28 protein-coding genes are annotated in these 26,322 nt (G+C 62.4%); 12 read left to right on the top strand and 16 right to left on the bottom strand.

Annotation, left to right across the window (positions count from 1 at the left end; translation table 11 throughout):
* Positions 1-111 precede the first annotated feature (111 nt).
* From efp to ACLFLU_RS21485, 3 genes are all read left to right on the top strand, one after another.
* Positions 112-678, top strand: a complete 567-nt coding sequence (efp, locus tag ACLFLU_RS21495) for an elongation factor P (protein WP_426406882.1) — start codon at positions 112-114, stop codon at positions 676-678.
* A 46-nt stretch (positions 679-724) separates the two neighbouring features.
* Positions 725-2,326 (top strand): M23 family peptidase, encoded by a 1,602-nt coding sequence (locus tag ACLFLU_RS21490; RefSeq protein ID WP_426406881.1) that lies wholly within the window; start codon positions 725-727, stop codon positions 2,324-2,326.
* Positions 2,327-2,402: 76 nt separating this feature from the next.
* Positions 2,403-3,311: an amino acid ABC transporter substrate-binding protein gene (locus ACLFLU_RS21485; protein ID WP_426406880.1), complete on the top strand. Its 909-nt coding sequence runs from the start codon at positions 2,403-2,405 to the stop codon at positions 3,309-3,311.
* 52 nt (positions 3,312-3,363) lie between these two features.
* Here ACLFLU_RS21485 and ACLFLU_RS21480 read toward each other — a convergent pair whose 3' ends face one another.
* Both ACLFLU_RS21480 and ACLFLU_RS21475 read right to left on the bottom strand, forming a co-directional pair.
* Positions 3,364-3,867, bottom strand: a complete 504-nt coding sequence (locus tag ACLFLU_RS21480; protein WP_426406879.1) for a cupin domain-containing protein — start codon at positions 3,865-3,867, stop codon at positions 3,364-3,366.
* Positions 3,868-3,888: 21 nt separating this feature from the next.
* Positions 3,889-4,368: a carboxymuconolactone decarboxylase family protein gene (locus tag ACLFLU_RS21475; protein ID WP_426406878.1), complete on the bottom strand. Its 480-nt coding sequence runs from the start codon at positions 4,366-4,368 to the stop codon at positions 3,889-3,891.
* Positions 4,369-4,425: 57 nt separating this feature from the next.
* Here ACLFLU_RS21475 and ACLFLU_RS21470 point away from each other — a divergent pair, with 57 nt between their 5' ends.
* Complete coding sequence (locus ACLFLU_RS21470; protein WP_426406877.1) at positions 4,426-4,950, top strand: MarR family winged helix-turn-helix transcriptional regulator; 525 nt, start codon at positions 4,426-4,428, stop codon at positions 4,948-4,950.
* Here the strand turns inward: ACLFLU_RS21470 and ACLFLU_RS21465 are convergent.
* From ACLFLU_RS21465 to ACLFLU_RS21455, 3 genes are all read right to left on the bottom strand, one after another.
* Positions 4,947-5,120, bottom strand: a complete 174-nt coding sequence (locus ACLFLU_RS21465; protein ID WP_334519945.1) for a hypothetical protein — start codon at positions 5,118-5,120, stop codon at positions 4,947-4,949. The genes ACLFLU_RS21470 and ACLFLU_RS21465 overlap by 4 nt on opposite strands.
* A gap of 75 nt (positions 5,121-5,195) precedes the next feature.
* The gene (locus ACLFLU_RS21460) at positions 5,196-5,447 is read right to left on the bottom strand and encodes a hypothetical protein (RefSeq protein ID WP_426406876.1); all 252 of its coding nucleotides are present in this window, start codon (positions 5,445-5,447) and stop codon (positions 5,196-5,198) included.
* Between the two features lie 61 nt (positions 5,448-5,508).
* On the bottom strand, positions 5,509-5,769 hold the full coding sequence (locus ACLFLU_RS21455; protein WP_426406875.1) for a hypothetical protein: 261 nt from the start codon (positions 5,767-5,769) through the stop codon (positions 5,509-5,511).
* Between the two features lie 134 nt (positions 5,770-5,903).
* Between ACLFLU_RS21455 and ACLFLU_RS21450 the strand changes: the two genes are divergently transcribed.
* The gene (locus ACLFLU_RS21450; protein WP_426406874.1) at positions 5,904-7,133 is read left to right on the top strand and encodes a lytic murein transglycosylase; all 1,230 of its coding nucleotides are present in this window, start codon (positions 5,904-5,906) and stop codon (positions 7,131-7,133) included.
* A gap of 6 nt (positions 7,134-7,139) precedes the next feature.
* Here the strand turns inward: ACLFLU_RS21450 and ACLFLU_RS21445 are convergent, their stop codons facing one another.
* The 3 genes from ACLFLU_RS21445 to recJ form a co-directional block, all read right to left on the bottom strand.
* Positions 7,140-7,931 (bottom strand): aldolase, encoded by a 792-nt coding sequence (locus tag ACLFLU_RS21445; protein WP_148778586.1) that lies wholly within the window; start codon positions 7,929-7,931, stop codon positions 7,140-7,142.
* A 96-nt stretch (positions 7,932-8,027) separates the two neighbouring features.
* The gene (locus ACLFLU_RS21440) at positions 8,028-8,837 is read right to left on the bottom strand and encodes an SDR family NAD(P)-dependent oxidoreductase (protein ID WP_426406873.1); all 810 of its coding nucleotides are present in this window, start codon (positions 8,835-8,837) and stop codon (positions 8,028-8,030) included.
* 45 nt (positions 8,838-8,882) lie between these two features.
* Complete coding sequence (gene recJ / locus ACLFLU_RS21435; protein ID WP_426406872.1) at positions 8,883-10,724, bottom strand: single-stranded-DNA-specific exonuclease RecJ; 1,842 nt, start codon at positions 10,722-10,724, stop codon at positions 8,883-8,885.
* Positions 10,725-11,007: 283 nt separating this feature from the next.
* Here recJ and ACLFLU_RS21430 point away from each other — a divergent pair, with 283 nt between their 5' ends.
* Together ACLFLU_RS21430 and ACLFLU_RS21425 are read left to right on the top strand one after the other, a co-directional pair.
* On the top strand, positions 11,008-12,084 hold the full coding sequence (locus ACLFLU_RS21430; RefSeq protein WP_426406871.1) for a methyl-accepting chemotaxis protein: 1,077 nt from the start codon (positions 11,008-11,010) through the stop codon (positions 12,082-12,084).
* 235 nt (positions 12,085-12,319) lie between these two features.
* Positions 12,320-12,829 carry a bleomycin resistance protein gene (locus ACLFLU_RS21425; protein WP_426406870.1) on the top strand — a complete coding sequence of 170 codons (510 nt, stop codon included), beginning with the start codon at positions 12,320-12,322 and terminating at the stop codon, positions 12,827-12,829.
* 91 nt (positions 12,830-12,920) lie between these two features.
* Here ACLFLU_RS21425 and ACLFLU_RS21420 read toward each other — a convergent pair whose 3' ends face one another.
* The gene (locus ACLFLU_RS21420) at positions 12,921-13,802 is read right to left on the bottom strand and encodes an alpha/beta hydrolase (protein ID WP_426406869.1); all 882 of its coding nucleotides are present in this window, start codon (positions 13,800-13,802) and stop codon (positions 12,921-12,923) included.
* Between the two features lie 191 nt (positions 13,803-13,993).
* On the opposite strand from ACLFLU_RS21420, the gene ACLFLU_RS21415 reads away from it, so the two are divergent.
* Positions 13,994-14,989 (top strand): LysR family transcriptional regulator, encoded by a 996-nt coding sequence (locus tag ACLFLU_RS21415; RefSeq protein ID WP_426406868.1) that lies wholly within the window; start codon positions 13,994-13,996, stop codon positions 14,987-14,989.
* 158 nt (positions 14,990-15,147) lie between these two features.
* Here the strand turns inward: ACLFLU_RS21415 and ACLFLU_RS21410 are convergent, their stop codons facing one another.
* Together ACLFLU_RS21410 and ACLFLU_RS21405 are read right to left on the bottom strand one after the other, a co-directional pair.
* Positions 15,148-15,294: a hypothetical protein gene (locus tag ACLFLU_RS21410; RefSeq protein ID WP_426414227.1), complete on the bottom strand. Its 147-nt coding sequence runs from the start codon at positions 15,292-15,294 to the stop codon at positions 15,148-15,150.
* A gap of 165 nt (positions 15,295-15,459) precedes the next feature.
* A complete protein-coding gene (locus tag ACLFLU_RS21405; protein WP_426406867.1) occupies positions 15,460-15,744 on the bottom strand; it encodes a hypothetical protein in 285 nt (94 codons plus the stop codon).
* Between the two features lie 591 nt (positions 15,745-16,335).
* Here ACLFLU_RS21405 and ACLFLU_RS21400 point away from each other — a divergent pair.
* From ACLFLU_RS21400 to ACLFLU_RS21390, 3 genes are all read left to right on the top strand, one after another.
* Complete coding sequence (locus ACLFLU_RS21400) at positions 16,336-18,102, top strand: di-heme-cytochrome C peroxidase (RefSeq protein ID WP_426406866.1); 1,767 nt, start codon at positions 16,336-16,338, stop codon at positions 18,100-18,102.
* 67 nt (positions 18,103-18,169) lie between these two features.
* The gene (locus ACLFLU_RS21395; RefSeq protein ID WP_426406865.1) at positions 18,170-19,666 is read left to right on the top strand and encodes a DUF4331 family protein; all 1,497 of its coding nucleotides are present in this window, start codon (positions 18,170-18,172) and stop codon (positions 19,664-19,666) included.
* Entirely contained in the window at positions 19,663-20,748 is a 1,086-nt protein-coding gene (locus ACLFLU_RS21390) for a hypothetical protein (RefSeq protein ID WP_426406864.1), read from the top strand. Before ACLFLU_RS21395 ends, ACLFLU_RS21390 begins: the two co-directional genes overlap by 4 nt.
* A 736-nt stretch (positions 20,749-21,484) precedes the next feature.
* Here ACLFLU_RS21390 and ACLFLU_RS21385 read toward each other — a convergent pair.
* The 5 genes from ACLFLU_RS21385 to ACLFLU_RS21365 are packed head-to-tail and all read right to left on the bottom strand — an operon-like array spanning position 21,485 to position 26,032.
* Positions 21,485-22,195, bottom strand: a complete 711-nt coding sequence (locus ACLFLU_RS21385) for an ABC transporter ATP-binding protein (protein ID WP_426406863.1) — start codon at positions 22,193-22,195, stop codon at positions 21,485-21,487.
* Complete coding sequence (locus ACLFLU_RS21380) at positions 22,192-22,944, bottom strand: ABC transporter ATP-binding protein (protein WP_426406862.1); 753 nt, start codon at positions 22,942-22,944, stop codon at positions 22,192-22,194. The genes ACLFLU_RS21385 and ACLFLU_RS21380 overlap by 4 nt, the downstream gene beginning before the upstream one ends.
* Positions 22,941-23,894, bottom strand: coding sequence for a branched-chain amino acid ABC transporter permease (locus ACLFLU_RS21375; RefSeq protein WP_426406861.1), 954 nt, complete (start codon positions 23,892-23,894; stop codon positions 22,941-22,943). The genes ACLFLU_RS21380 and ACLFLU_RS21375 overlap by 4 nt, the downstream gene beginning before the upstream one ends.
* Complete coding sequence (locus ACLFLU_RS21370) at positions 23,891-24,790, bottom strand: branched-chain amino acid ABC transporter permease (protein WP_426406860.1); 900 nt, start codon at positions 24,788-24,790, stop codon at positions 23,891-23,893. Before ACLFLU_RS21370 ends, ACLFLU_RS21375 begins: the two co-directional genes overlap by 4 nt.
* Positions 24,791-24,796: 6 nt before the next feature.
* Entirely contained in the window at positions 24,797-26,032 is a 1,236-nt protein-coding gene (locus ACLFLU_RS21365; RefSeq protein WP_426406859.1) for an ABC transporter substrate-binding protein, read from the bottom strand.
* Positions 26,033-26,063: 31 nt separating this feature from the next.
* On the opposite strand from ACLFLU_RS21365, the gene ACLFLU_RS21360 reads away from it, so the two are divergent.
* A complete protein-coding gene (locus tag ACLFLU_RS21360) occupies positions 26,064-26,312 on the top strand; it encodes a hypothetical protein (RefSeq protein ID WP_426406858.1) in 249 nt (82 codons plus the stop codon).
* The last annotated feature ends 10 nt before the right edge of the window (positions 26,313-26,322 follow it).

Here is a 26,322-nt window from a genome sequence, read left to right as displayed (position 1 = left end):
CGTATGTTGCGGCCCGAAACGGGCGCCGAGGTCTGATTTGAGGCCCCAAGTCCCCCATCGATTTGACCACGTCCTGGCCTGAGCCGGGCCAAGCAAGCAGGAAATATAGCTTTGAGAGTCATCGCCAGTTCTATTCGCAAGGGCAACGTGATCGAGCAAGACGGCAAGCTCTATGTCGTCGTGAGCGCCGAGAACATCCACCCCGGCAAGGGCACGCCGGTCAGCCAGATCGAAATGCGCCGAATCTCGGACGGGGTAAAGATCTCCGAGCGTTACAAGACCACCGACCAGGTCGAAAAGGCCACCATCGAAGAGCGCAACTTCACGTTCCTGTACGAAGATGGCGACGGCTTCCACTTCATGAACCCCGAGACCTACGATCAGGTCCAGGTCTCCAAGGACGTGGTCGGCGACGCGGCCTCCTATCTTCAACCGGAGATGCTCGTCAAGCTGTCGACCCACGACGTCAACGTGGTCTCGCTCGCGTTGCCGCAGCGCGTGACGCTTGAAGTGGTCGAGACCGAGCCGGTGACCAAGGGCCAGACCGCCTCCTCCTCCTACAAGCCGGCAGTGCTCTCCAACGGCATCCGCACTACCGTGCCGCCGCACATCGCCGTCGGCACCCGCATCGTCGTGATGACCGAAGACGGCTCCTACTCCGAGCGCGCCAAGGACTAGGCAAGGGATCGAGGATCGGAACAGGTGCCGCCGGAGGGGCGAGACAGTGGGTAGGAAGGGTTTCTGCTTCGTCTCGCTTTTTCTGGCGTCGCTTTCGTTCCCCCTCGCAACGCCGCTCGCCGCGGACGAATTCCGCAGCCCGTCACTCACAGCCCTGCGCGTCGACTGGCGCGCAGCGCTCGACCAGCTCCGCACCGAGATCAATAACCGCCCACAGGTCGCCGGCGATTTCATCTTCGTGCCGCGCCGTTCAGTACCGCGCTTCGATCCGCGCGCCATGCCGGCGCTGGTGCAGCTCAACGCGGTCTCCTCGCAATTCTTCACCGGCATTGCCCGCAGCTCGGTACCAGTGCTGCTGCCTTTCGATGCCGCCGCCTATCTCGAGGCGCAACGCAGCGGCGCACAGGCCCCGCTGGCGCTGCCGCGTTACCAGGCCGATTTCAATCCCGCCGACATGTTCGACGCCGGTCCCGCCGGCTACAGCGCGACGTTCTCGCTCGAGCCGGGTGCCGGCGACGGCATGCCGTCGCGCACCTTCGCAAAGCCGGTCGAGGTGCAGATCACGGGATCGGCGCTCGTCTACGACATCGCCGATCCCGCCGGTGGCAAGGGCGAGCCGGTGAAGCCGCTGGCGACAATCTACCCGGACCTGCGCAAATTCATCCGCGAAGGCTATGTGCGCTACGCCTTCACGCGCTTCGGCGCTGCCTATGTCGTGTCGATCCAGTGCCTGGACAGCGCCGCAAAACCGCGGCGGCTCGCCTGCAAGGAGGCCTACCCCGTTGCCGAGCGCTTCCTGAAGGCGCTGCACGTTGCCGGCGGCCAGCGCATGCGGCCGCTGATGGACGTTGCCTCTGATCTGATCGATCGCCCGGCCGCACGTTCGGCGGATTTCAGCTACCGGCCGAGCGGCGACATCATCCCGAACACCGGCTATCGCAAGCAGGGCGGCCATCCCGATCCGATGGCCTATGCGCAGATCCGCTTTCCGCTCGAGAAAGCGCCCGCCTTCGTGCATTCGCAATCCTACGCCAAGCGCGACAGGGACGATGGCCCGACCGCTTATCCCTGGCGCGACAATTTCTGCGAGTCACGCAGCTTCGAGGTCTGGCAGTGCGGCGGCGGCTATGGCCACCAGGGCGAGGACATTCGCGCCGCCGACTGCCCCTCGCCCGGTGACGGCCGCGAACCCTGCGATGCCAAGCAGCGCGGCGTCGTTGCCGTGCGCGACGCCATGGTGATTCGCGCCTCCAAGGACCAGGCCGCGACGCTTGAGGTCAACAGCCGCACCGAGCACATTCGCTTCCGCTACATGCACATGAATCCGCAGGCGTTGAACGCCGACGGGGTGCTCAATGGCCGCATCGTCACCGAAGGCGCGAAGATCGGCGTCATCTCGAACTATCTCGACCATCCCGCGGGCACATCGATGCACCTGCATTTCGACGTCCAGGTATTCACCCGCGACGGCTGGATCTGGGTCAGCCCCTACGTCACGCTGGTGTCGGCGTATGAACGCCTGATCCGCGCCCGCGGCCGCGAGGTCGGCCCGGAGATCGCGGGCAGCCCGCAGCCCGTTGCACACGCGCTGCCCGAGGATGTGATCAAGCCCGATCAGCGCGAGGGGTCGAGCGGCGAAGAGAATTGACGCGCAGCCCGCGCCGCCCTTCACTGGCCCCAGAATTGCTTTGCTTCCCCTGAGCAAACAGGATGAAGGAAAGCACATGCGTTGTCTCACCATTGCAGCCGTTCTGGCCGCAACGCTCGCCGTGCCGGCTCATGCGCAGGAGTTGAGCGGCACTCTGAAGAAGATCAAGGACACCGGCGGGATCACCCTCGGGATCCGCGACAGCGCCGTGCCGTTCAGCTACATCGACGACAAGCAGAAGATCGTCGGTTACGCGGTCGACATCTGCATGAAGATCGTCGACGAGATCAAGGCCGAGCTCAAGCTGGACAAGCTCGAGGTCAGTGAAAACATCGTCACGTCGTCCAATCGCATTCCGCTCATGGCGAACGGGACTATCGACCTCGAATGCGGCTCGACGACCAACAACGCCGACCGTCAAAAGCAGGTGTGGTTCACCAACACGCATTTCCTCACGGCGAGCCGGTTCGTATCCAAGAAGGCGCTGAAGCTCGACCAGGTCGATGACCTCAAGGGCAAGGCCGTCGTCTCGGTCGCGGGCACGACCAACATCACCCAGCTCAACAAGGCAAACGCGGCCCGCTCGCTCGGCATCACCGTGATGAATGCCAAGGACGTCCCCGAGGCGTTCCTGATGGTCGAAACCGACCGCGCGCAGGCCTTCGTCATGGACGACATCCAGCTTGCAGCCATGATCGCCTCGTCAAAGGATCCGTCGCTCTACGCCATCAGCAGCGGCGCATTCTCCGATCCGGAGCCCTATGGCATCATGCTGCGCAAGGACGACACGCCCTTCAAAGCGGTGGTCGATCGGGCAACCGCAAAGCTCTACAAGAGCCCCGAGATCGAGAAGATCTACAACAGATGGTTCATGGAGCCGGTGCCGCCGCGCGGCCTCAACTTCCACGTCCCGATGCCGGCCTCGCTGAAGAAGTCATTCGAGAACCCGTCGGACAATCCCGATCCTGCGTCCTACGGAGGATGAGGACGGTTTGAGGCGTGGCCCGGATTACGCTTCGCTCGATCCGGGCTACAAGTCACTCCAGAAACGTCGTCAATTGCGCGCCCTCGTCCGCCACGAACACAGCGATCAGTTCGGCCGGCTCCGTGGTGCTGGCGTTGGCGGAGACCAGATGCGTCGCGCCCGGCGGCTCGAAGAAGGACTGGCCGACACCGAACGTCTCGACGGGGCCGCCCCCGAGCTGGGAGCGGATCTCGCCCTTCGTAATGTAGGCCGTCACCGAGCCGGCGTGCCGGTGCGGCCGCGAAAACCCGCCCGGGCCGTAGAACACGCGCACGATGGTGACGCGCTTGCCCGGTACGTTGGGCAATGCGTACGAGCCGATCGGCTCGACCTTGTCGAGCGGCGAGCTCTCCGCAGCTGTAGCGCAGAGCGGCGCGAGTGCGCCTGATACGGTGTCCATTGTCACCGGCAGCACCTTGCCGATCGCAAGCGCGCAGACGAGCCCACCGATGACGGCCAGCGCCGTCGAGCGCAGTGGCACGGGTCGCGGCATGGTGACCAAATTCATTGCAGTCATGACAACCTCCCCTCGTTACAATCAGGATGACGCGGCGTTCGCCGCGACGGGCCGCTTCGCCGGCGTCCAGCGAAAGGCCGCGCCAAACCGGTTCCAGACGTTGATCGAGGCAATTGCCGACGTCAGATACATCAGCTCGGTCTCCGAGAATTCACGCTGTACCTCTGCGTAGACCTCGTCGCCGAAGCCGTCTGGCAGCAGGGTCAATGCCTCGGCCCAGGCCAACGCCGCACGCTCGCGCGCCGAGTAGATCGGTGCCTCGCGCCAGACCGCGACCAGATGGAGCTTGTCCGCCGGCACGCCGAGCCGCTCCGAGAGAAGGATATGATGCTGCACACAGAAGGCGCAGCCGTTGATCTGCGAGGCGCGCAGTTTGACCAACTCGAGCAGCTGCTTGTCGAGGCCGGCCTTGGCCGCGACCTGGCCCAGCGCTAGCACCAGATCATACGCGTCGGGCGCGATCCGTTTGAAATCATCGTATTCGCTGCGGGCGTGTGACATTGCCGTTCACCTCGTGCTATTGTAAGACTGCTTATATCTTATAAGAGCTCTTACATCATGCGCAAGTCGGCGGCCATCAAGAAATCGAAACCGGAGCAGAGGGGATCCAGGCAGGAGGCTGCAGTGCACGTCCCCGCCCCCGGCGAAGGCAAGCGCGGCGAGCAAGGCTATCTCGGCTATCTCTTGCGTCAGGCCCACGCCGCGGTGCGGCTGAAGATGGAACGCACGCTGGCTGATCTCGGCGTCACCTCGCCGCAATTCGCCGTGCTGACGATGCTGAACGCTTATCCGGGCCTGTCGGGAGCCGATGTCGCCCGCCTCACCTTCCTGACACCGCAGACCGTAGGCGTCATTATCCGCAACCTCGAGCGCGACGGCGCGATCCTGATGACGCCGCATCCCGTCCACGGCCGCATCCAGCAATGGACGCTGACGCCGCGTGGCGCGACGCTGCTCAGGGCATGCCGGGATCGCGTGCTCGAACTGGAGAAGCGCCTGGTGACAGGGCTCGACGGCAAGGCTGAAGTCACTGTCCGCCGTTGGCTTGCGGGCATCGCAGCCGATCTGCAGGACGAGGCCTAGTCGCCTCCTCCGTCGCCGCCGTCACCATCGCCGAAATCGCCGAAGCCGAAGTCGCCGTCGCCCTGAATGCCGCGGCCGAAGTTCTCTGCGATGATCATCATGACCACGACCAACAGCCCCGCGCCGAAGGGCCAGGGATTGGCACGGATGATGTCGAACAGCTCTCGCATATGCGCATGATGCGCAGATGGAAGCGAATCGACCGTAAAAGGACAGGCGTAAAGTTTGGGGTTTTAGCGGCTGGCCTATCCGCCCTTCAACGCTTTCTTAACCTCGCCATCGGGCCAGGCCTCGCCCGCCGCAATGACCCGGACGCGGCTTCGGTCCGCAGCATTGACCAATACATGCGAACTGATCCGGTCGCCACTCGGCTCCAGATGCAAATCCGTTTCAGGCTTCCAGCTCAGCGTCGCCGCGAGATCGCCGGGAAAAATCTGCCAGCACGATCCGTCGTCGAGCTCGACGACATGGCTTTCCGCATGCGCGCGTATCTTCATTATACCCCGAAGTCCTACTGAGGAAGGCGGGCCCCGGCTCGTTCGCCGGGGCCCTGCTCCGTCAATCGTTGTCGTGATGAATCACGGTCTTGCTGCGGTTGCCGAATTCATCCTCCTTCTTGATCACCGTGGTGCGGTCGGCGGGCGCTCGCTCCTTGATGACGGTGGTGCGATCGCGGTCGCGATCACGATCGCGGTATTCATGGGATTCACCGACCGTCACGCCGGCACCGACCGGTCCGACGTGAACACCGACCTCATCTGCGAACGCAGGGGCCGCAATGGCCGTGACCATGGCAGCGGCAAACAGATACTTCCTCATCTCATCCTCCTCCAATGTGCGGAGGGAATGCGGGAGTGCGACACTTTGTTCCGGGGGAACGCAACGTCCAAAGCCTGTTCCTCCTGTTCCAGGAACCGGCTCACACCAGCCATGTTTCCCGCTACAATGCACCCATGAAACAAGCTGATTCCTCGGTCCATCACAGCCGCCGCGCCCTGCTCCAATCCACGCTGGGCGCGGCCGCCGTGCTCGCACTCCCAGCGCGTGTTCTCGCGTCGCCGCCCGGCTTCGATGAATGGCGCGAAGGTTTTCGCGCACGCGCAATGGCAAAAGGCATTTCGGCGGCGACCTGGCAGCGTGCGATGGCGCGGGTCGAGCCGGACATGAGCGTGTTCAAGCAAATGCGCAACCAGCCGGAATTCCACGAGCAGGTCTGGCAGTACATTAATCGCCGCGTCTCTGATTGGCGCATCATCAACGGCAAGATCGCACTGAAGAACAACGAGGCATTGCTTGCGCGCATCGAGCGCGATTTCGGCGTCGAGCGCGGCACGCTGCTGGCGCTTTGGGGCGTGGAGTCCGCCTACGGCGATCCGCTGGTGCAGCAGAACCACATGACGCCGGTGTTTCCCTCGCTCGCCGCGCTCGCCTGGAACGAGCCGCGCCGCAAGGCCTATTGGGAGACCGAGCTGATCAATGCGCTGCGCATCGTCGACAAGGGCTGGAGCACGCCGGAGGAGATGCAGGGCTCCTGGGCCGGCGCGATGGGACATTCGCAATGGATGCCGGAAGTCTGGCTCAATGTCGGCATCGACTATGATGGCGACGGCAAGGTCTCGCCGTTCGGCAAGCCCGACGATGCGCTGGGATCAACGGCAAAGTATCTCGTCAATCGCGGCAAATGGCGCCGCGGCGAGCATTGGGGCTACGAGGTGCGCGCATCCGGCGACATGAGCGGCAGCCGCACCTATGCGGCGTGGCAAGCCGCTGGTGTCACCCGCGCCGACGGCCAGCCGTTTCCGCAACCGAATGCGACCGCACAGATGTGGACGCCGGTCGCGGGCGGACCGACATTTCTACTCGGACCGAACTTCTATTCGGTGAAGAGCTATAATCCCTCGATGAACTACGCGCTGGCGATCTGCCATCTCGGCGACCGCTGCCTGGGCGCGCCGCCGTTCATTCAGCCCTTCCCGGGCTCCGAGCGCGTGCTGACGCTCGCCGAGGTGCAGGAGATGCAGACGCGGCTGACCAAGGCCGGTTTCGACACTGGCGGCACCGACGGCCGCGTCGGCAATGACACCATGAAGGCGATCAAGGATTTTCAGCAGCGCGCCGGGATCACGCCCGCCGATGGGTATGGCGGGCTCAAGGTGCTGGCCAAGCTGCGGCAGGGGTCGTAGACGGCCTCAGTGCCGGTACTGCGGCTCCTCCGCATCGAGCTGGCGGCGGATCGCCGCGAGATGCAATCGCGCGGATTCGGAATCGCCTTCGCGCATCTGCTTATAGGTTTCTGCCGCAATTGCGGGATCAACCGGCAAAACCTTGCGCCCCGTCGACATCGCCAGCACCTGCACTTCGGCCGCGCGCTCGAGGTAATAGAGATCGTCCCAGGCCTCTGCGATGGTCGGGGCCAGCACCATCACGCCGTGATGTTTCATGAAGACGATGTCGGCATCACCCACGGCTGACGCAATGCGCGCGCCTTCGCGATTGTCGAGCGCGAGGCCGTTGTAATCGCGGTCGACCGCGGTGCGGCCGTAGAATTTCAGCGCGGTTTGCCCGGCCCAGATCAACGGATCGCCCTCGGTCATCGATAGCGCGGTGGCATAGGGCATGTGGGTGTGGAAGGCGACCTTCGCGCGCGGCAGGCGCTTGTGCATCTCGGCGTGGATGTAGAATGCAGTCGCCTCGGGCTCGCCTTCGCCATCGAGCACATGGCCATGGAAGTCGCAGATCAGGAGCTTTGAAGCCGTTAGCTCGCGGAAAGCGTAGCCATAAGGGTTGACCAGGAAGAGATCGTCATGGCCCGGCACCACGGCCGAAAAGTGGTTACAGATACCCTCCTCAAAACCATTGCGCGCGGCCATCCGGAAGCAGGCAGCAAGATCCTCGCGCGCAGTGCGGATCGCATCGGTCGCGAGGTCCGGCCGGTTCGAGCGAACGGCTGCGGGTGAGGAAGCGTGAAGGCTGTGCGCCATGGCGAAGGAGACCTCTTTCGGGCAGGAGACGGCAGCGTTTTACAGGGCCGACGCCTGCGCGTCAGCCCCTGCGACCGCCACCCTGCCCTGCGCGTCTCACGCCCGCCGCGGCACGCCGCCGGCATTCATGCCGCCGTCGATGACAAGCTCGCTGCCGGTGACGTAACGCGAGGCATCCGAGGCCAGATACAGCACGCCGGAGGCGATCTCCGCAGCCTCGCCTGCGCGGCCCAGCGGGGTTGCGACCTTGGCGCGCTCCTCCGGATTGATCGGCGCGTTCTGGCCAGCGCCAGTCGCTCCGGTCGGGATCTTGCCCCAGATCGGCGTATCGATGATGCCTGGATGCACGGAGTTGACACGGATGCCGTCGCCGGCCGCCGCGCACTCCATCGCGATCGATTTGGCGAACAGCCGCACGCCGCCCTTGGTCGCCGAATAGGCCGACAGCCCCGGCGCGCCGCGCAAACCCGCGAGCGAGGACATCATGACGATCGAGCCGCCGCCAGTCTTCCGCATCAACGGCAGGCAATGCTTGACCGAGAGAAACACGCCGTCGAGATTGATCGCATTCTGTTTGCGCCAGTCAGAGAGCGTCATGTCGGTGATCGAGGGCACGGCGATGCCGATGCCGGCATTGGACACCATGATGTCGAGCCGGCCGTAGCGCTTCGCGATCTCGGCTGTGATCTCGATCCAGCGCTCCTCGCTGGTGACGTCCTGCTCGAGAAAGATCGCTTTGCCGCCGGCTTTTGTGATGCGCCTGGCGAGCTCGGGGCCGCGCAGCTCGTCGATGTCGGTCGCAATGACGGTCGCGCCCTCGCGCGCGAACAGCTCGACGATTGCTTCGCCAATGCCGGATGCGCCGCCCGTCACCAGTGCGACCTTGCCTTCAACCTGCCCTGCCATGTTCACTCCCTTTTCTTGTTGTTTGAAGTTTGTTGTTTGAAGCCGCTACCTGATTACGGATGGCCCCTGGTCCGGTAGTGCGACGTCGATGACGCGAAACTGCACACGCTCGGCGCCCTGATAGCGATCGACCGACAAAGAGCCGGCAACATGCAGCTGCTGGCCGCGATTGGCGAGCAGCGCGTTGCCGAGCTTTTGTCCGACCGAGCGGAACGCGATGCCGTTGACGATGGCACCGTCCCCCGACTTGAAACGAAGGCGCAGATGCGCCTGTCCCACCTCATCGGCAAAGACGAGCTGATGCGCCGGCAGCGCCAGCACGGCTTCCGGATTGCCGCTACCGAAGGGACCCGCGCGATTGAGCGTGGTCGCAAGCTCAGTCGTCACCGCCCGCGCCGAGATCGCGCCGTCGATGTAGAGCTCGTTGACGTGACGCGCCTCGGCGACGTCCTGCGCCAGCGCGTTTTCGAGGTAGGCACGGAATTCGGCGAGCTTTTCCTTGCGTAGCGTGACGCCCGCGGCCATCGCGTGGCCGCCGCCCTTGAGCAGGATGCCGTCCGTGACCGCCTGCCGCACGGCCTTGCCGAGATCGACGCCGGCGATCGAGCGGCCCGAGCCGGTGCCGATACCGCCGGGCTCGAGCGCAATCGCAAACGCGGGCCGCGAGAACTTCTCTTTCAGGCGCGAGGCGACGAGGCCGACCACGCCGGGATGCCAGCCTTCTGACGCGGTGACGATGACGCCGAGCTTGTCTTCCAGCCCGATCGAAGCAAGCGCCTCGGCTTCGGCCTGCGCTTCTGCCGCCTGCTCGATGATTCGGCGCTCGCTGTTGAGACGGTCGAGTTCGGCGGCGATCCGCGCGGCCTCGACGCTGTCGCCTTCGAGCAGAAGCCGAACGCCGAGATCGGCACGACCGATACGGCCGCCTGCATTGACGCGCGGTCCCAGCATGAAGCCGAGATGCCAGGCCTCCGGTGGGCCATTGAGCCGCGCCACGTCCATCAGCGCGGTGTGGCCGACATGGTCGCGCCGCCGCATCGCGATCAGCCCTTTGGCGACGAAGGCGCGGTTCAGGCCGATCAACGGCGCGACATCCGCGACCGTGCCGAGCGCGACATGATGCAGCATGCCGAGCAGATCGGGCTCGGGCATCTCCGCGTTCCAGAAGCCGCGCTGGCGCAGTTCGCGGTTGACCGCGACCAGCGTGACCAGCACGAGGCCGACGGCGGCGAGATGGCCGAGGCCGGAGAGATCGTCGAGCCGGTTCGGATTGACCAGGGCGTCGACCTCCGGCAGCTCCGTGCCGGCCTGGTGGTGATCGATCACGACGACGGACATGCCGAGGCGCTTGGCTTCAGCCAGCGGCTCGATGCTGGTGGTGCCGCAATCGACGGTGACGAGCAGCGTCGCGCCCTTGGCCCCCAGGGCGCGAACCGCTTCGACGTTGGGGCCATAGCCTTCAAAGATGCGGTCCGGAATGTGGATCAGCGGATCGAGCCCGCAATGGCGCAGATGCCAGGCGAGCAGCGCCGCCGAGGTTGCACCGTCGACGTCGTAGTCGCCGAAGATCGCGACCGTCTCGCCCTTCACTGCCGCATCGGCGATCCGCTTCGAGGCGGCTTCCATCTCCGTCACGGTGAACGGATCTGGCAACAACTTTCGGATGGTCGGATCGAGGAAGTCGGGCACCGCGTCGATGTCGACACCGCGGCCGGCCAGCACCCGCGCCAGCAGTTCCGGCAGCTGGTGACGCTGCACGATGGCCAGCGCCGTGGCGGCGCCCCGCGCGTCCAGCCGGTCGCGCCAGAGCTTGTCGGTCAGCGAGCGCGCCACGCCCAGGAAGGCCTGAGGCATTTCGACGGGCAAGGCGGTGGCGGGCGGCGTCATAAGGGGAAGTCTGCTGTTGGGAACTTGGGACCCGGACAAGCGCGAATGTCCGGTCACTGGGCTGAAAGGGATTGGCCGGCAATCCTTCGGGATTTGCAACGGCCGGACCGCACAAATCGGTGGATTGCCGCTTTGCTGCACCGACTGACTACCATTTGGGCATTCCGTAAAACAGCAAATTAAGCGGGCGTTAGGCGGAATCTTCGAAAACGAATCTTATTCGATCTGTAAGTCGTAGTTCCCAGTTCATTGCAGATCAGGCCTCATTGCCAAGGAATGCCCAATGTCTGCTGCGCTGGGTCTGAAAGCCAAACCGATCGCCACCGAACCCACTGATGACGATTCCGACATCTCCGCGCTGATCAACCGCCTGACCGCGGAGGTCAACCAGATCGCTGTCGACAAGACCAAGTCGATCCAGCAGATCACCAACCAGATGAAGATGCTGGCGCTGAACGCGCTGATCGAGAGCTCGCGGGCCGGCGCGCAAGGCGCGGGCTTCGCCGTGGTGGCGCAGGAGGTGCGCGGCGTCGGCCAGCAGGTCGAGACCATCGCGCGCGAGCTCGAGACGCAGCTGACGAAACGCACCGGTGATCTCGTCGCCTCGATCGACCGCATGAGCCAGCGGTCGCGCGGCGAGCGCATGATGGATCTGTCGCTCAACGCGGTCGAGCTGATCGACCGCAACCTCTATGAGCGCACCTGCGACGTGCGCTGGTGGGCGACCGATTCCGCCGTGGTCGATTGCGCGGCCTCGCCTACTCCTGCCGCGGTGACCTATGCCTTGCAGCGACTCGGCGTCATCCTCGGCGCCTACACCGTCTATCTCGACCTCTGGCTCTGCGACCTCGACGGCAACGTCATCGCCAACGGCCGCGCCGACCGCTTTCGCGTCGCCGGCCAGAACGTCGCCCACACCAAATGGTTTCGCGAGGCGAAGACCCTGCGCTCCGGCGACGACTATGTCGCCGGCGACATCGAGAACCAGCCTCTGCTCGGCAACGCCCAGGTCGCGACCTATTGCGCCAGCGTCCGCGCCGGCGGCCAGGCCAACGGAGCGCCGATCGGCGTGCTCGCCATCCATTTCGATTGGGAGCCCCAGGCGCGTGCCATCGTGCAAGGCGTGCGCGTCGGCGACAACGACAAGGCGCGCGTGCTGCTGGTCGACTCGCATTTCCGCGTCATCGCCGCCTCCGACGGCCAGGGCATTTTGAGCGAGCGCATCTCGCTGTCGCTCAACGGCCAGCGCTCGGGCTTCTACCAGGACCGCTCCGGTACGATGATCGCGTTCCATGCGACGCCGGGCTACGAGACCTATCGCGGCCTCGGCTGGTACGGCGTGATCGTTTGCGCCGCGTGAGCCTGGAGCTGATCTGACCTGCAAACCTGAAAACAACCCCATGCACAGTAGCCGGGTGGTTGTTTTCATGATGCATTTCGTCATCGATCTGGCAGGGCGAAAACGTCTCCGGCATTCAGTCTTGATCTCGCTGGGAGCAACCGCTCGACTCGCGTTTTCGCGGGATGCCATTTGACACGTCGGGCAAAACACCGGCATGCTGCGATCATGGCGCAATTCGCAGCCGAGGCTGTTGATGACCAAGCCTCCCCTGTCAGATCCTCAAGCCCGCGCCAGCTCCGACAGCACCGGCAACGCGCCGCAGGGCGGGTTTGCCGATCTGGTGCCCGAACTCAGCGTCTCGAACCTTCAAGCCAGCCTGTCGTTCTGGCGAGACCTGCTCGGTTTCGACATCGCCTATGACCGTCCCGCTGCGCGATTTGCCTATCTCGTCAGGGGACGCTTGCAAGTGATGCTGTGTGAATTGAACGGACGCTGGGAGACGGCCGAGATGCATCAGCCATTCGGGCGCGGTGTCAATTTCCAGATGGTCGTCGATCGCATCGAGCCAATGCTGACTGCGCTCGACAAATCGAAATGGCCGCTCTACGAGCCGCCGAACGAAGCCTGGTATCGGGTCGGTGACCTCGAGGTCGGGCAGCGTGAGTTTCTTGTCCAGGATCCCGACGGTTATCTCGTGCGCTTCGTCGAGCGCCTGGGGGCACGCCCACCACCACCCCCGGAGCGCCAGGGCGTGGACTCATAACCCGCGGCCCGCCATGGCCGGATAGATGCGAGTTGGACGAGGGCAAGGTAGTTTCCTTCGCTCGCCAAGGGCTTTGGTAGACCTAGCTTAGCTAGCGCGCAGTCGCCCGCGTCGTCACCGACTCGATAAAGGATCGCATTGGTTCGGACAGGGACGTGTCCGTCGTGTTCAGCCCGTAGATTTCGGACATATGGCTTTGGCCGCTCAGCGACACGAAGGTCGGGCACTTGCTTTCGCGGCAGAGCCTGGCCTTCAACGCCTCGGCCTGGTTGACGTAATAGGGAACATCTAGTTCGCCGTGAGCTATCAGCAGCGGGACGTTCGTTTTTGTCAGTCCGGCAATTGACGAACGATCTGCCCATAACTCGGTGTCCGAACCGAAATAGGATCGCTGGCCGGGAACGTCGATCTCCGGTTTGAGGTCATAGGTGCCGGAAACGAGAATGGCTCCCGCGGCGCGAACCGGACTTCTGCCGCCAATCTCGGGATGGGCTAGATAGGACGACACGTGCGTGGCGCCCGCAGAATGTCCCATCACGACGATCCGGTCGGGATCTCCTCCGAGTCGCGCAATGTTGGCGTGAGTCCAAGCGACAGCCGCCGCGACGTCTTCGACGGCAGCCGGCCACGGATTGGCCGGCGCCAGGCGGTACGTCATGTTAACGCCCACCATCTTGTGCTCGACGGCCCAAAGCATGACGTTGTCGTAAAACGGGCTTCCGGCGGCGCGTTTGTCGCCTCTCTCATAGCCCCCGCCATGAACGAACAGCAGCACCGGCAGTGCCGAGGCCGCATCGTTCGGCCCGAACACGTCAAGGCGATGACGCTCGCCGCTGCCGTACTTTTCGTCGCGCGTGACGGCCACGCCGGCATAGGGCTCCTTCCGCTGCAGCGGCGCGAATAATTTGGCGGTCTCGAGCGCATTGATGACAGGCCCGATCTTCTGGACTGCGTCCCTGATCTCCTGCGGCAATTCACCCGCAATGGAATGAGACGACACGAGAGCAACGAGACCGGCCAGAAGAATGCGCATCGCTTTTCCTAACTTCGCCTAGATGGCGGTTGCAAGCTTACCCCCGCACGCTCCACGGATTGATGCTTTCGCCTCACTTCAATCATGCGTACTACTCATGTATGCAATCCTGACGATTGCGGGAGTTTGCCATGGACAAGGTTCGGCGGTTGGAGATGGTCGTTCGCGCGGCGGACTTTGGCGGTTTCGCGGCGGCGGCCAAGCACATGAACATAACGCCATCGGCCGTCAGTCGCGGCATCGCCGAGCTGGAGCGGACGTTGCGGATTTCGATCTTCAAGCGAAGCACGCGGCATATCCAGCTCACAGAAGAAGGCCGCGAACTCTACCACAGTGCCCTGGACGTCCTGGAGCGGCTGGCGGCAATCGAAGTGACGGCCAATGCCGTCGACAAGCAGGTCAGGGGCACGATCCATGTCGGGATCATGCCGCCGCTCAGCCGCCACGTCGTCATGCCGCAATTGGCCGGATTTCTGGATGCCTATCCAAATTTGCGGATCGAGTTTCACGCAACGCAAGATACCCGGGCAATTCAGTCCGAAAATATTGACGTGCTGTTGCACGTCGGCGAGCCGCCGCCTTCGCGATTGATCGCCCGTAAGCTGGGACAGGGCCGGCCCGCAGCCTATGCGTCTCCCGCCTACATCGCACGACATGGCGAGTTGAAGGACCCTGACGAGTTGCGTGCGCATCGGTGCCTGGCGTTCAAGCCGGACTGGCTGGCGCAGCCCTTTGTCAGATGGACCTTTACCAAGGGCGCCAGGACCAAGACGATCAAAATTAATCCTGCAATCGTCACGTCGGACCGGGAAGCCTTGCTCGTTGGTGCAGCGTCATCCGCAGGCGTCATCTTCATGGCCTGCTTCGATCCCGGCCTGATCGCATCGAAGCAACTCATCCGACTGTTTCCTGACTGGAGCTGCAAGCCGAGCTTCAACATCTACGCGCTCTATCGCGACAAATCGACGAAGGCCCCGCGCGTTGCGTCGTTCCTCTCCTTCGTGCAGCGTTCCTTCAGGGATTTTGACCGGGATGAGCACACCATCCTTCATGCTGGGAGCTTCAACCCGCAACGACCGAATGGTCGAAGCGTATTTTACGATGGCACTGCTCGGAAAGAGTCCTGAGGCCGGCACTGCGAAAGCGAATTATTCTTAGGTGCCTTGCAATGTCGGCTTCTGCCCCATCGCGACATATCGCGCTGCCGCACGAACTTGGTCGCCATAGGAGCAAAGCGGACGTAGTCACCAGTCACGTGACGCCGCCGGGTTTATAGGTACACGGCCTAGCCCACTGCCTTCGCCGCCGCCCGTCCCCAGAACAGGCAGCCGCCGAGGAAGGTGCCTTCCAGCGAGCGATAGCCGTGCACGCCGCCGCCGCCGAGCCCGGCGGCTTCGCCCGCCGCGTAGAGGCCGCAGGTGATCGAATTCACCTCGCTCGAAATAAATTTGGGGCTTCCCTTGTTCTATCGCGCAGCGCAGCGGTGTGTTCGGACGCCTTTAGCTCCGGATCATCGCTAGTCTTGTCGCTGCCAACCTTGGTACCCACAAATCCCTGACAGCGCGCTACGGACGGGTGTTTTCCGGGCGCCGAAGTTCTATCGAAGTCGCACGATCTTCGCTGCAAGATCGGGATAGCGGCTGATCCTGTACGTCGCGTTTTCGCATGTCAGCACCCAGACATCGTGATCCGGCCGCGACCGTTTTGCGTTCCGCACGGCGCGTTGCGGGTTGTCACAGGCGACTCCTTGAGTGCGAAGCTGGGCCGCAAGCATGTCCTTGACTGTTTCGGCAGCCACCGACGCGATCAGCCCGGAACGCCCCGACGACATGGTAGCAAGGAGCAAAAATAGGAAAATCGCAAAATTGCGAAGCGCGCTCATTGATTCACTCCAGTGCGGCAACGCGGCGCCGTTCAGGATTTCACGCAGGTTAAGGGGGCGTCTGATGTCGTGCAATGCAAATTCGGCAAACGGCCAAGTGCCTTGCCGGTCACGCCTTCGCATGGACCCTAGCTATGCAGCTTATCGGGCAGCCTTGGCGCCCTCCCGGGCTGGCCCCGGTTGGACGCTTATGGGGTAGAAGCGGACATCAGCCAGCCGACGATCTCCGCTGAAACCGTCGAAAATAACCCTGAGGCGGCGTTTCGGACCTTTGGGCACCGTTTGATCTACATCAACAGAAGCTTTGCGACATTGTGTCCCGAATAAGCGCCGAAGGGGGGATCTTCCGATGACTCGTACCCACCCGGATGACGATAGTTCAAAGCTAGAAAGCCACAACCGCTACAGCTTGCGGCACCACGCTGACCGCCGCTTGTTTGCTGTGCTGCACGATGGGGACGACCAGCCTCGCACAGCAAACCACCGGCACGCCGGTCATCCCGGCAAGCCGACGCCGTAACATGGCGAAGCGAAATTCAGTGCATCTCAATATTCTGTGCGCCCTGCCATCGAGCCCCAGGAGAACCGAGTATGTCCCGAAGCAATCGCGATCCGGCAGTATTTGTTTCGCTTGCATCAGCGATCTTGTTGTCATGTGCTTGCGTTTTACTGCCTGCACCAACTGCGGCCCAAACGCCCTCGGATCAGCCGGTGATCTACCTCAACCAGGCATGGTCGCAGGAAGATCGGGATTGGTACTATCATTTCTCGCAAGGTTCGGCCGTCCTCTCCTACGACATTTCCTTGAACCTCGAGGTTGCCGACGGCCAAGAGCTATTCCTGTCGAACGCAAATAGCGAACGCTACGGACTGATCACTCAACCTCCGGGACCATATAATCCCGACGGTTTGCCAATTGGTATCAGCAAGACCATCGTGGCGACTCCGATAGATAGCTGGCCGGCCGGCGAATACACGGGCTTGACCTGCGCGGCCTGCCACGAAACGCAACTTAACTACAAGGGCAAACGCATTCGCATCGATGGCGGGGTTGCGAATGCGTTCGATTTCCAGGCCTATGTTCAAGCTCTCAATGCAGCGATGCGTGCGACTTTGGCGGACGCGGCCAAATTTGATCGGCTCGCGGCACGGCTTGAAGCGGCAAACCCCGAGGCCAAGGCCAAGTTGCGCGAGCGCTTCGAACGCCAGGCCGCGTTGACGCACGAATATGCCACGCGAACCGCCGCGACTCTCTGGCCTTGGGGGCCGGCGCGAATGGATGCCATCACCCTGATCAACACTAGAGTGACCGCCACTCTGCCTGGTATCCCAGAGAACACATCATCGCCGGTCGCGCCTGCCAAGCCTCCGTTTTTGTGGAACGCTCCACAAGGACTGTGGACGCAGTGGTCGGCAATTGTTCAAAATCCCCTGGCTCGCAATCTGGGCGAGACAATGGGCGTCTACATGCCCATAAACCTGCGCGCCAAAACTCCAGCAGATGGGCTGTTTGAGTCGAATGCGGCCATTCCAGAGCTTCACCGGGTTGAAGAGCAGTTGGCTCGACTTGCGCCGCCTAGCTGGCCCGAAGACGTGTTCGGGAAGATTGACCGTGAAAAAGCCAAGTCGGGCAAGGCACTGTTTGTGGAGCACTGCGCAAGTTGCCATAACGCATGGCCTTACCGGTGGACTGAGCCGAACAAATACGGCAAGCGCTTCGTCCTCGTCGGCCTTGGGCCGCTGTCATATGTGGGTACGGATCACACGCAAGCCGATGCAATCCGGCCATTCGCGGTCACAGGTCAACTCAGCAACTATTTGCGACCTGAGCTTCGCGGGAAGGACGCTGTTCCCATGACAGCGTTCGCTCAAAGTATCCAGCAAGCGATAATCGAGAGGGCCGTCGCAAAACTGAAATTGACGCCGGCCGAACTGCTGGATCTGGAGGGATATCGGGAGCTGCCACCGCCGCCAGCACCCGATCGGGTCTATAAGGCGGCCCCCCGCGACGGCGTGTGGGCCACTCCGCCATTCCTGCACAACGGATCAGTACCCAACTTGTACGAGATGCTGGTTCCGGCAAGCGACCGTTCGAAACAATTCTGCGTCGGCCGTGAGTTCGATCCGATCAAAGTAGGATTAGACACGACCTGTGGGCCCGCAGCATTCGTTCTGGATACGAGCCTGCTAGGTAACTCGAATGCTGGTCACTCGTTTCAGGAAGGGCCGCGCGGCAACGGGGTCATTGGTCCGCTTCTGACCGACGAGCAGCGATGGGCGCTCGTCGAATATTTGAAGTCCATTCCGGAGGAGCCTGGTCGCGTCACGCCGTTCGGCGGTCCGCCGGAAAAGCCTTGATCTTACGTTATGGTCGAGGGCAATGCCCTCGATCTAAGACTTGAGCGCGGCGACAAGGGACCGTGTCATGTCCGACCACATTGATGGGCCAAGACAGATCGGCGACCCGTCTGCCGACCTCACCGATCTGTTCGCTTTCGCCACCCCGGAAAATCCTGCGCGCATGGTGATAGCGGCGTGTGTTTTCCCGTCCGCCGGCACAACTGCGATGTTCTCGAACGCTGTCGACTACGCGTTCGCGATACGTCGGGTGACCGTGGCCGGCCTTGGAGACGCCGCGAAGTTTGAGCCTGATGAAGAGGAAGTTCGGTTCAGCTGCCGTTTCGACAATCTCAAACGCGGCACTGCCGCCGCCAACCCGGTCCAGGGCGGAACGTGCGTTCTTCCCGACGGTCGAACCCTCCCCATCGTCGTCAATGACGAAAGAGGGACGTCAACGCCGGACGGTGCCTTCCGCGTATTCGCGGGATTGCGTTCAGACCCATTTTACCTGGCGTGGCTTATTCCGGGCGTAAAGAAGGGACCCAATCTGCTCTTGCACGACAACGTGCTTGGCATCGTCATCGAGTTCGATGCCGCCCGCGTGCTTGATCCGGGCAGAGGCTCGCTGTTCGGCGTGATTGCCGAAACGGTACCCCTAAGACCAGATGTTATCGGGCAGAAGCCACCACGGATCGATTGGGTCGGCAGGCCGGAACAGACCAACATCCGTCTCGGCAACAGCGAGGCCGGTCCGGTCGATCTGCGCGACCTCTGGAATCAACAGACACCGTTTGCAATTGCTGCCGACCTCAAGCCTGTGTTCCGAGAGCGCCTGAAAGCGAGTTTAGCGAATTGGGACATGCGCGACGGCGTGGCGGACTGGACCCCCGCCGCTCTGGCCGCCAACGTGAATGTTTTTCTCGACGATTTCCTTTTGTTCGATGTTGCCAAGCCGATGACCGATACCAGTCATCTCGAGATCGAAAAGAGCGCCATTAGCGGACGAGCTCATCAGACCGGAGGCGGACGCACAGTCAATGCAAACGTCATCGACATTCTGATGACGTGGCTGATCAACCGAGACCGGGAGTTCATCCAAGGTGGGGCGACCGCGGCGACGAAACCGGGCACAAACGCCTTTCCGTATTTGGCGGTACCAAATACCGAGTTGCAGATGGTCGCCGACAGCGTCGATCTTACCGCAACGCCGGATGCGGTCTGGGCACTGATTGGAGGGTTCGATCCGAGCTGGCATCCGCTGGTCGCGAAGGTGGAGATGACGGGATCGGGCGTCGGACAGTTGCGCACGATCGAAACGATCGATGGCAAGCAGATCATCGAGCGTCTGAATGAGATTGATCAATCCGGCCGGTTTTATCGCTATACCAGCCTCAGCGGCATTCCGGCTTCGAACTATACCGGGACGCTCGGGGTCAAGCCTAAAGGCGACGGCAGCGTTGTCGAATGGCGTTCGCAATTTCTGCCGGATAACCAGCCGGATATCGTCGTGAAGGCGATCGTCTCAGCGCTGCTCAAGACGGGGCTTGATAGCCTGAAGCAGCGATTTGGAGCCGTAAAGTGACGCCCATTGCGGAACTCGATTGCGCCATTCCGCCAATGACCGACGGCGAGATCGCAGTCATCAATCTGGAGAGTGCGCGTAGGCGATCCTGGAGCAAGTTCTTCGAGAATCCGACCCGGGATAACGTTGCCGGGACAGTTGTCGAACACGAGCAACTTACGTTGCAGTTCGTCGGCGACGTCCTTGCCCTTGATCGGGTCGATCTGTTGGCTGCCCAGCTCGTTCAAGCCGACGCAGCCTCAGCGCGAGCGATGTTGATCCAGGCCCAGGTAGCATCAATGGGGCATCGCTTTTCCGAGGCCCGACAATATCTTGTGCAGGCCGAGATTGGCGGCGCGCCGACAGCGGACGTTGATCGCCTGCGATTGAGCATCGATCAGGCGTGCGGGTCGAATCTCGACAACGTGCTCGATGCGCGTCGCAGGATTGCAAGCGAGAACCACGCGCTGGAGGATTTTGTTGCCCTTGGGTCTCTGTTAGCCGATCTTCAAGACTTCACCGTCGCTGACCGGACTTACAAAGAGGCACTGCGGGCCTACCAGGACGTGTCGCCATTTCCTGTTGCCGGGGTTTGTTTTCAACTCGGCGTGCTTTGGGGCGAACTGGCGCGGGAGCCTGATCTTTGCGTAGCTGCCCAGTGGTATCAGCGTGCGATCGCGGTCCTGCCGATGTACACAAAAGCCCGTGTGCATTTGGCAGAGATTTATTCCTCAGACGGCAGTTTGGACGACGCAGAAGCACTACTTCGACCCATTGTTACGGTTGGCGATCCGGAGGTCGATTGGCGTCTTGCCGACGTCCTGGCCGCTCAAGGCAAGTTTGAAGAATCTGAAGCGCGCATGAGCATGGCCCGCTCCGGGTTCGACTCGCTTCTCGAGCGTCATCTGCTAGCCTTCGCGGACCACGGCGCCGAGTTCTACGCCGGGAGCGGAAACGATTGTCGCAGGGCTCTTCAGTTGGCGCGGATCAATGCCGACAATCGGCCCACGCGGCGCGCGCTTGAACAAGCCCGCAACATTGCAGTTTCTATCGACGATGCGGGAGCCGCCCTCGAACTTCCGTCCGTGGCCGCCAGGCGATAAGGTCAGGCTTCCACATTTTCGTCATCGGCCTGTAAAAGATGTCGATTGAAAAATCTGGAAGGGGAAGCGGCATGACAATCGATCGCAGGGCGTTTGTCGCAGGCGCGACGTCGATCGCAGTTGCGCCGGCGCTTGATCTGCTGCCAGGGCGATTGCTACCCCCTGAAGCGCCCGCAGGCCCGATCGTTTTGATGATCGACGGATGGACCGCGCAAAGCGAGAGCCGCGCCGCCGACGTGGTATGGATCAGGATCGGCCACTCCTGGCGAACGGTTTGGCGATGATTTTCACTGGCTGTTCGCCTCTGATGACCAAGCCTCCATTGTCGGATCCTCAAGCCCGCGCCAGCTCCGACAGCACCGGCAACGCGCCGCAGGGCGGGTTTGCCGATCTGCGACGGACATCGGATTCGCACCGCGTTTCGCCGGTCTTTTCAATCGCCGTTAAAGCTTCGGCCATGTGTCGTTGTTCCTCGTCGAACCGGCCCGGTTACGCCAGTGATTTTGCCCTTTGGGCTAAATGCCAGGGAACGAAAGCGACAGAGCCGCCCGATTGCCAGGCCGCAATGCCCGACGGGATCGTGGACCGATGCCGCGGGCGGCGAGCCAGCCGGCGACACGCCGAATGCGATGGCCGAAATCGCCCTGGGAAATATCCGCACCACCGCATTTCAACGCGACGTGCGCCTAGCATGGAAACCTATGAAGCTGGAGAGATCGATCACGCGATCCACGGCCTACATTGCAAGATAGCGCCGGCGGATGTCCGCGTTGCGGGAAAGACCGGCCGTATCCTCGCGATGCACTACCTTTCCCTTGTCGATGACAACCGCCTCCTCGGCAATCCGCAAGCAGAAATGCATGTTCTGCTCGGCCAGCAGGATCGTCGCGCCGCCGGCGCCTAGTTCCAGCAACACCTGTCCGATGGCGGCAACGATGATCGGCGCCAGTCCCTCGCTGGGTTCGTCGAGCAACAGGACCAGAGGATTGCCCATCAGGGCACGGGCTATCACCAGCAGTTGCTGCTCGCCGCCGGACAGGCGCCCCGCCTGGCGCGATCGGAGCCCGGTCAGGAGTGGAAACGTTTCCCAGATGCGCCGCAGCGTCCAGTCCCGCCGGCCGTCGGGACCGGCTTTTGCCGCGATCAAGAGATTGTCCTCCACGCTGTGCCCGGGAAAAACCTGCCGGTCTTCCGGCACATAGGCGAGACCAAGCTGCGCGCGCACATGCGGCGGCGCATGCGTGATGTCGCGGCCGTCGAAGACAATTCGGCCGCTACGCGCCGGGACGATGCCCGCAAGCATCTTCATCGTGGTGCTCTTGCCGGCACCATTGCGACCGAGCAGCGCCAGTGTCCGCTTCTCCTGAAGCGTAACATCGAGACCGAACAGGATTTGGCTCGCGCCGTAAAAGGCGCTCACGCCCTCGGCGCGCAGGAGGTCGGTCATGCCGCGTGCTCCTCCGTGCCGAGATAGGCGTCGATGACCGCATGATTGTTGCGGATCTCGTCCGGCGTGCCTTCCGCCAGCACCTTGCCGTAGCACAGCACGCGAATGCTGCTCGCGACCTTGAAGACGATGTCCATGTCATGCTCGATAAAGACCAGCGTGAGATTGCGCCGCTCCCAAAGGCCGCGGACGCGTTCGATCATCCGCCAGCGCTCGTCGGGGCCCATGCCGGCTGTGGGCTCATCGAGCAGCAGCACCTTCGGTTCAAGCGCGAGTGCGATGGCGATATCGAGCAGCTTCTGATCGCCGTGGGAGAGGATCGCCGCCTCGACGCCAGTTACATGCGTGAGCCCGACCAGTTCCATCACCTCTTCAGCGCGCTCGCGTATGCCAGGCGACGGAAAGCGATGGGAGAGATTGCCCCAGTGGCCGGCATAGGCGGTGGCTGCGGCCATCAGATTCTCGCGCACCGTCATGGTCGGAAAACAGCTCGCCACCTGGAAGGCGCGGCCGATGCCACGATGCATCCGCTCGGCCTTGGACAGCTGAAGGATGTCTTGACCGTCGAGCAACACCTCGCCGGAGCTGGCCGTGAAGGCACCGCTGATCAAGTTGAAGAAGGTGGTCTTGCCGGCTCCGTTCGGTCCGATGACCGCCGAAAGGGATCCTGATGGGAACGCGAGCGACACGTCGTCGATCGCCCGTACGCCTCCAAATGCCTTGGTGAGGTTTTTGATCTCGAGCTTCATGGTGCGCGCTTGCTCCAGGCCAGCCGGATGAAATCGAGCACGCCGCGGCGTAGGCCGAGCGCAAAGGCGAGGATTACGATCCCCAAGACGAGGCCATGATATTCCGTGAAACGCTGCACCACGTCATTCAGCGCAAGCAGGATCATCGCACCCAGCACGGGCCCAAGGAACGTATTGATGCCGCCCAGCATGACCGCGAAGATCGCTTGGCCGGAATTCGGCCAATCCGCGAGTTCGGGATAGGCGCCCGAGACGAATAGCGCCGCCAGCACGCCACCAATGCCGGCGAAGCCACCGGCAATCGTGAACGCCCAGAGCCGTGCACGCCACGGAACAATCCCCAGAAAGCTTGCGCGATCCTCGTTGTCGCGGATCATGCGCAGCGTCAGTCCGAATGGACTCATCGTGATGTGGCGCAGTACGAGCAGCCCGAGCACAGCCACAACAGCGCACAGCCGATAGAGATGAAGCTGAGAGCCGAGCTCGAAGCCGAAAATTTCGCGGCGCGGGATGCCGCCGCGCAGACCTTGGTCCCCGCCGGTCAGGCTTTGCCAAGAGATGATGACGCTGAAGAACAGCATCTGCACCGCAAGCGTAATGAAGGCGAAGTAATCCGTACTCAGGCGTACGCAGATCGCGCCGACCACAAGCGCGGCGAATGTCGTCAGCGCCACCGCGAACAGCGCGGCGACGGGCATCGACAACTGCGTCAACTGCATCGTCAATCCGAAAGTATAGGCGGCGAAGCCGTAGAACATGCCGTGGCCGAACGACACCATGCCGGTGTTGCCGACCAGCAAATTGAGAGAGGTCGCAAACAGCGCCATGGCACTCAAGCGGATGATGAAGTCCTCGAAGGCGGGGCTGCGATGAAACAACGGGATCGCCAGCACCACAATCAGGGCAATCGCGGCGATCGCTGCATCGCGTAGGGTAGGATGGCCCTTCATAGCCGGCGACCGAACAGGCCCTGCGGGCGCAGGAGCAGAATGCCAATCATCACGATATAGATCAGCCCATCGGTAAAACTCGGGAAACCGATCGTGCCGAAGCCGCGCACGAGGCCGATCAGCAGCGCCGAAACCAGCGCTCCCGCGATCGAGCCCATGCCGCCGATGACGGTGACGATAAAACTTTCGATCAGGATCGAGAACCCCATGCCGGGCGACAGCGAGCGTACGGGAGCGGCGAGTGCCCCCGCCAACCCGGCGAGCCCGCCGCCGACAGCAAACACGATCGCAAACAGCAGCGTCGTATTCACCCCCAGCGCCGAGACCATCTGCGGATTGATTGCAGCTGCTCGTACGGTCTTGCCGATCCTCGTCATCGACAGGCCGAGACCAAGCACGATCGCAATGAGCGCGGCGATGCCTATAAGCACTGCGTAAAACGGCGGCACCACGCCGCCCGCAATGAACAGCGGCGGCACCTGGAAGGCCGACGGCATGCCCATGGCGTGAAATTCAGGCCCCCAGACGATCTTGACGACATCGTCGAAGATCAGCACCACGGCGTAACAGATCAGAAGCTGCATCAGCACGTTGGAGCCATAGACGCGGCTCATCAAGGCGCGCTCGAACAGCACGCCGAACAACGCCATCGCTAGCGCACCCGACAACACCGCCAGGGTGTAGCTGTCGGTGACGCCGTAGGCGCTGTAGGCGACGTAGCCGCCCAGCATGTAGAAGGTGCCGTGGGCGAAGTTAACGATCTTCAGCACGCCGAAAATCAGCGTCACGCCCGCGGCCACCAGGAAGAGCAGCATGCCGATGATCAGCCCGCTGGTGGCCTGGGTGACCACGCAGGCCGACGTCGTGAGGCAGTTGCCAAGCGCATCGAGGTCCATCTGGATTCAAATGTAGTTCTGCTGCTTCTTCCACTCCGTCTCGAGCTCGACGATCTTGCCCCAGTCGGCCGCTTTGATGTCGACGATGAACGGCTCCTTGGGTGTGGTCTGGCCCCAGCCGATGGCGTAGCCGATCGTGGTGTGATCATCGCGCATGGTGATGGTGCCGTCTGTGCCAAACGGAGAGTTGATCTTCATGCCCGTGAGGACAGCGGCCAACGTCTTGCCGTCGAGCGAATTGGCCTTCTTGATGGCTTCCTCATAGAAGTGCATTGCCACCGAATTTTGCCAGGACCAGTTCGTCGGCCGCTCGTTCCACTTCTTGAGATACGCCTGGCCCCATTCCTTGTTGGCCGGCGTTTCCGGAAAGGTGTCGAGGTAGCGGGTTGCCGATTGAATGCCGGCAGGGAGGTTCTTGATGGCCGCGAGCACGGGATAGTCGACGTTGGGTGTCGCCACGGTCATATGTCCGAACAGCGCATAGACATTCCCCTGATTTACGAAGGCCGAAAGGTCGCCGGCGTAGAGAAGGGTAAACAGCGCTTGCGGCTTGGCCTGGATCAGTTTGGTGATGACTTCGGTGAAATCGGGTTGGCCGAGCTTGGGCCAGGCCTCGGTGATGACCTCGACATCCGGTTTGAACTTCTTGAAGAACTGCAGGTACTGCGCCGTGGTGTCGCGGCCGTAGGCGTAATCCGGCGAGCAGGTCGCCCACTTGTTGAGCTTCTTGGCGTTGGCGTATTCGGAAAGATAGATGCTGCCGGCGACGGCGTCATGAACGCCCTGCCGCGCGACGCGGAAGGCGGTCGGCACACGGATCTTGGGGTCGGCTGTCAGAGACGAGGTCTCGCTGTTGGTGTGGAGGCACGCGACACCCAGGTCGCGCACGACTTCCTGGACGGCGAACGAGGCGGACGACGCCTCGGCGTCGACCAGGAGTTCGCAGCCTGCGGTGTTCACGAGCTCACGCGCGATGCGCGCAGCTTCCTGCGGCTGGCCCTTGGAATCGCGGAACACGAATTCGATCTGCCGGCCGAGGAACCCGCCGGTGGCGTTGATGCGATCCTGCTCGATCATCAGCGAGTTGCGCGAAGACGTGCCGAGCAGAGCAATGGGGCCGGACAGGATGCTTTGCATGCCGATGCGCAGGGTATTAGCCTGTGCCCTCGCCACCCAGGGAGCAGCCAATAGACTGGCTGCACCACCGGCCAAGACTGTGCGACGCGTGACGGATCCGCTCATTACCGCACCTCCCTTATAATCCGGTTCTGAAATGACCGGCTTTCTGGTATGCCGCCACTCTAGTTCGGCAATGGCGTGCGGATCAAGTTGGCAGGCGCTTGCGCACCCTTACGGCGTCAGCCGATGGCAGAAGATCGGCACGCAAGTATTCAGTCCCGATCGCGTTGGCTTCTGCTTCCTCGAAGTTCTTGCGCCGATCGTAGCGATTGGTGGCCATCGAAAACCTGAAACCAATAATCAAGGCAAGCAGCGTCAAAGAAGCCGCAAGGATCTGGCTTAGATCGTCCTTA

The organism is Bradyrhizobium ganzhouense (genome assembly GCF_049949285.1).
Lineage (GTDB): Bacteria > Pseudomonadota > Alphaproteobacteria > Rhizobiales > Xanthobacteraceae > Bradyrhizobium > Bradyrhizobium ganzhouense.
Note: the sequence above shows the minus strand (reverse complement) of the source record. Positions and strands in the feature narration are given on the sequence as shown.

Coding starts and splice junctions, on each gene's coding strand:
- recJ (WP_426406872.1), bottom strand. CDS start 10,724: ATGACGCCGCCCGCCACCGCCTTGCCCGTCGAAATGCCTCAGGCCTTC.
- ACLFLU_RS21400 (WP_426406866.1), top strand. CDS start 16,336: ATGTCCCGAAGCAATCGCGATCCGGCAGTATTTGTTTCGCTTGCATCA.
- ACLFLU_RS21445 (WP_148778586.1), bottom strand. CDS start 7,931: ATGGCGCACAGCCTTCACGCTTCCTCACCCGCAGCCGTTCGCTCGAAC.
- ACLFLU_RS21465 (WP_334519945.1), bottom strand. CDS start 5,120: ATGCGAGAGCTGTTCGACATCATCCGTGCCAATCCCTGGCCCTTCGGC.
- ACLFLU_RS21360 (WP_426406858.1), top strand. CDS start 26,064: ATGACCGGCTTTCTGGTATGCCGCCACTCTAGTTCGGCAATGGCGTGC.
- ACLFLU_RS21385 (WP_426406863.1), bottom strand. CDS start 22,195: ATGACCGACCTCCTGCGCGCCGAGGGCGTGAGCGCCTTTTACGGCGCG.
- ACLFLU_RS21370 (WP_426406860.1), bottom strand. CDS start 24,790: ATGGACCTCGATGCGCTTGGCAACTGCCTCACGACGTCGGCCTGCGTG.
- ACLFLU_RS21430 (WP_426406871.1), top strand. CDS start 11,008: ATGTCTGCTGCGCTGGGTCTGAAAGCCAAACCGATCGCCACCGAACCC.
- ACLFLU_RS21455 (WP_426406875.1), bottom strand. CDS start 5,769: ATGAGGAAGTATCTGTTTGCCGCTGCCATGGTCACGGCCATTGCGGCC.
- ACLFLU_RS21375 (WP_426406861.1), bottom strand. CDS start 23,894: ATGAAGGGCCATCCTACCCTACGCGATGCAGCGATCGCCGCGATTGCC.
- ACLFLU_RS21470 (WP_426406877.1), top strand. CDS start 4,426: ATGCGCAAGTCGGCGGCCATCAAGAAATCGAAACCGGAGCAGAGGGGA.
- ACLFLU_RS21425 (WP_426406870.1), top strand. CDS start 12,320: ATGACCAAGCCTCCCCTGTCAGATCCTCAAGCCCGCGCCAGCTCCGAC.
- ACLFLU_RS21440 (WP_426406873.1), bottom strand. CDS start 8,837: ATGGCAGGGCAGGTTGAAGGCAAGGTCGCACTGGTGACGGGCGGCGCA.
- ACLFLU_RS21450 (WP_426406874.1), top strand. CDS start 5,904: ATGAAACAAGCTGATTCCTCGGTCCATCACAGCCGCCGCGCCCTGCTC.
- ACLFLU_RS21380 (WP_426406862.1), bottom strand. CDS start 22,944: ATGAAGCTCGAGATCAAAAACCTCACCAAGGCATTTGGAGGCGTACGG.
- ACLFLU_RS21395 (WP_426406865.1), top strand. CDS start 18,170: ATGTCCGACCACATTGATGGGCCAAGACAGATCGGCGACCCGTCTGCC.
- ACLFLU_RS21365 (WP_426406859.1), bottom strand. CDS start 26,032: ATGAGCGGATCCGTCACGCGTCGCACAGTCTTGGCCGGTGGTGCAGCC.
- ACLFLU_RS21415 (WP_426406868.1), top strand. CDS start 13,994: ATGGACAAGGTTCGGCGGTTGGAGATGGTCGTTCGCGCGGCGGACTTT.
- ACLFLU_RS21485 (WP_426406880.1), top strand. CDS start 2,403: ATGCGTTGTCTCACCATTGCAGCCGTTCTGGCCGCAACGCTCGCCGTG.
- ACLFLU_RS21475 (WP_426406878.1), bottom strand. CDS start 4,368: ATGTCACACGCCCGCAGCGAATACGATGATTTCAAACGGATCGCGCCC.
- ACLFLU_RS21460 (WP_426406876.1), bottom strand. CDS start 5,447: ATGAAGATACGCGCGCATGCGGAAAGCCATGTCGTCGAGCTCGACGAC.
- ACLFLU_RS21405 (WP_426406867.1), bottom strand. CDS start 15,744: ATGAGCGCGCTTCGCAATTTTGCGATTTTCCTATTTTTGCTCCTTGCT.
- ACLFLU_RS21480 (WP_426406879.1), bottom strand. CDS start 3,867: ATGACTGCAATGAATTTGGTCACCATGCCGCGACCCGTGCCACTGCGC.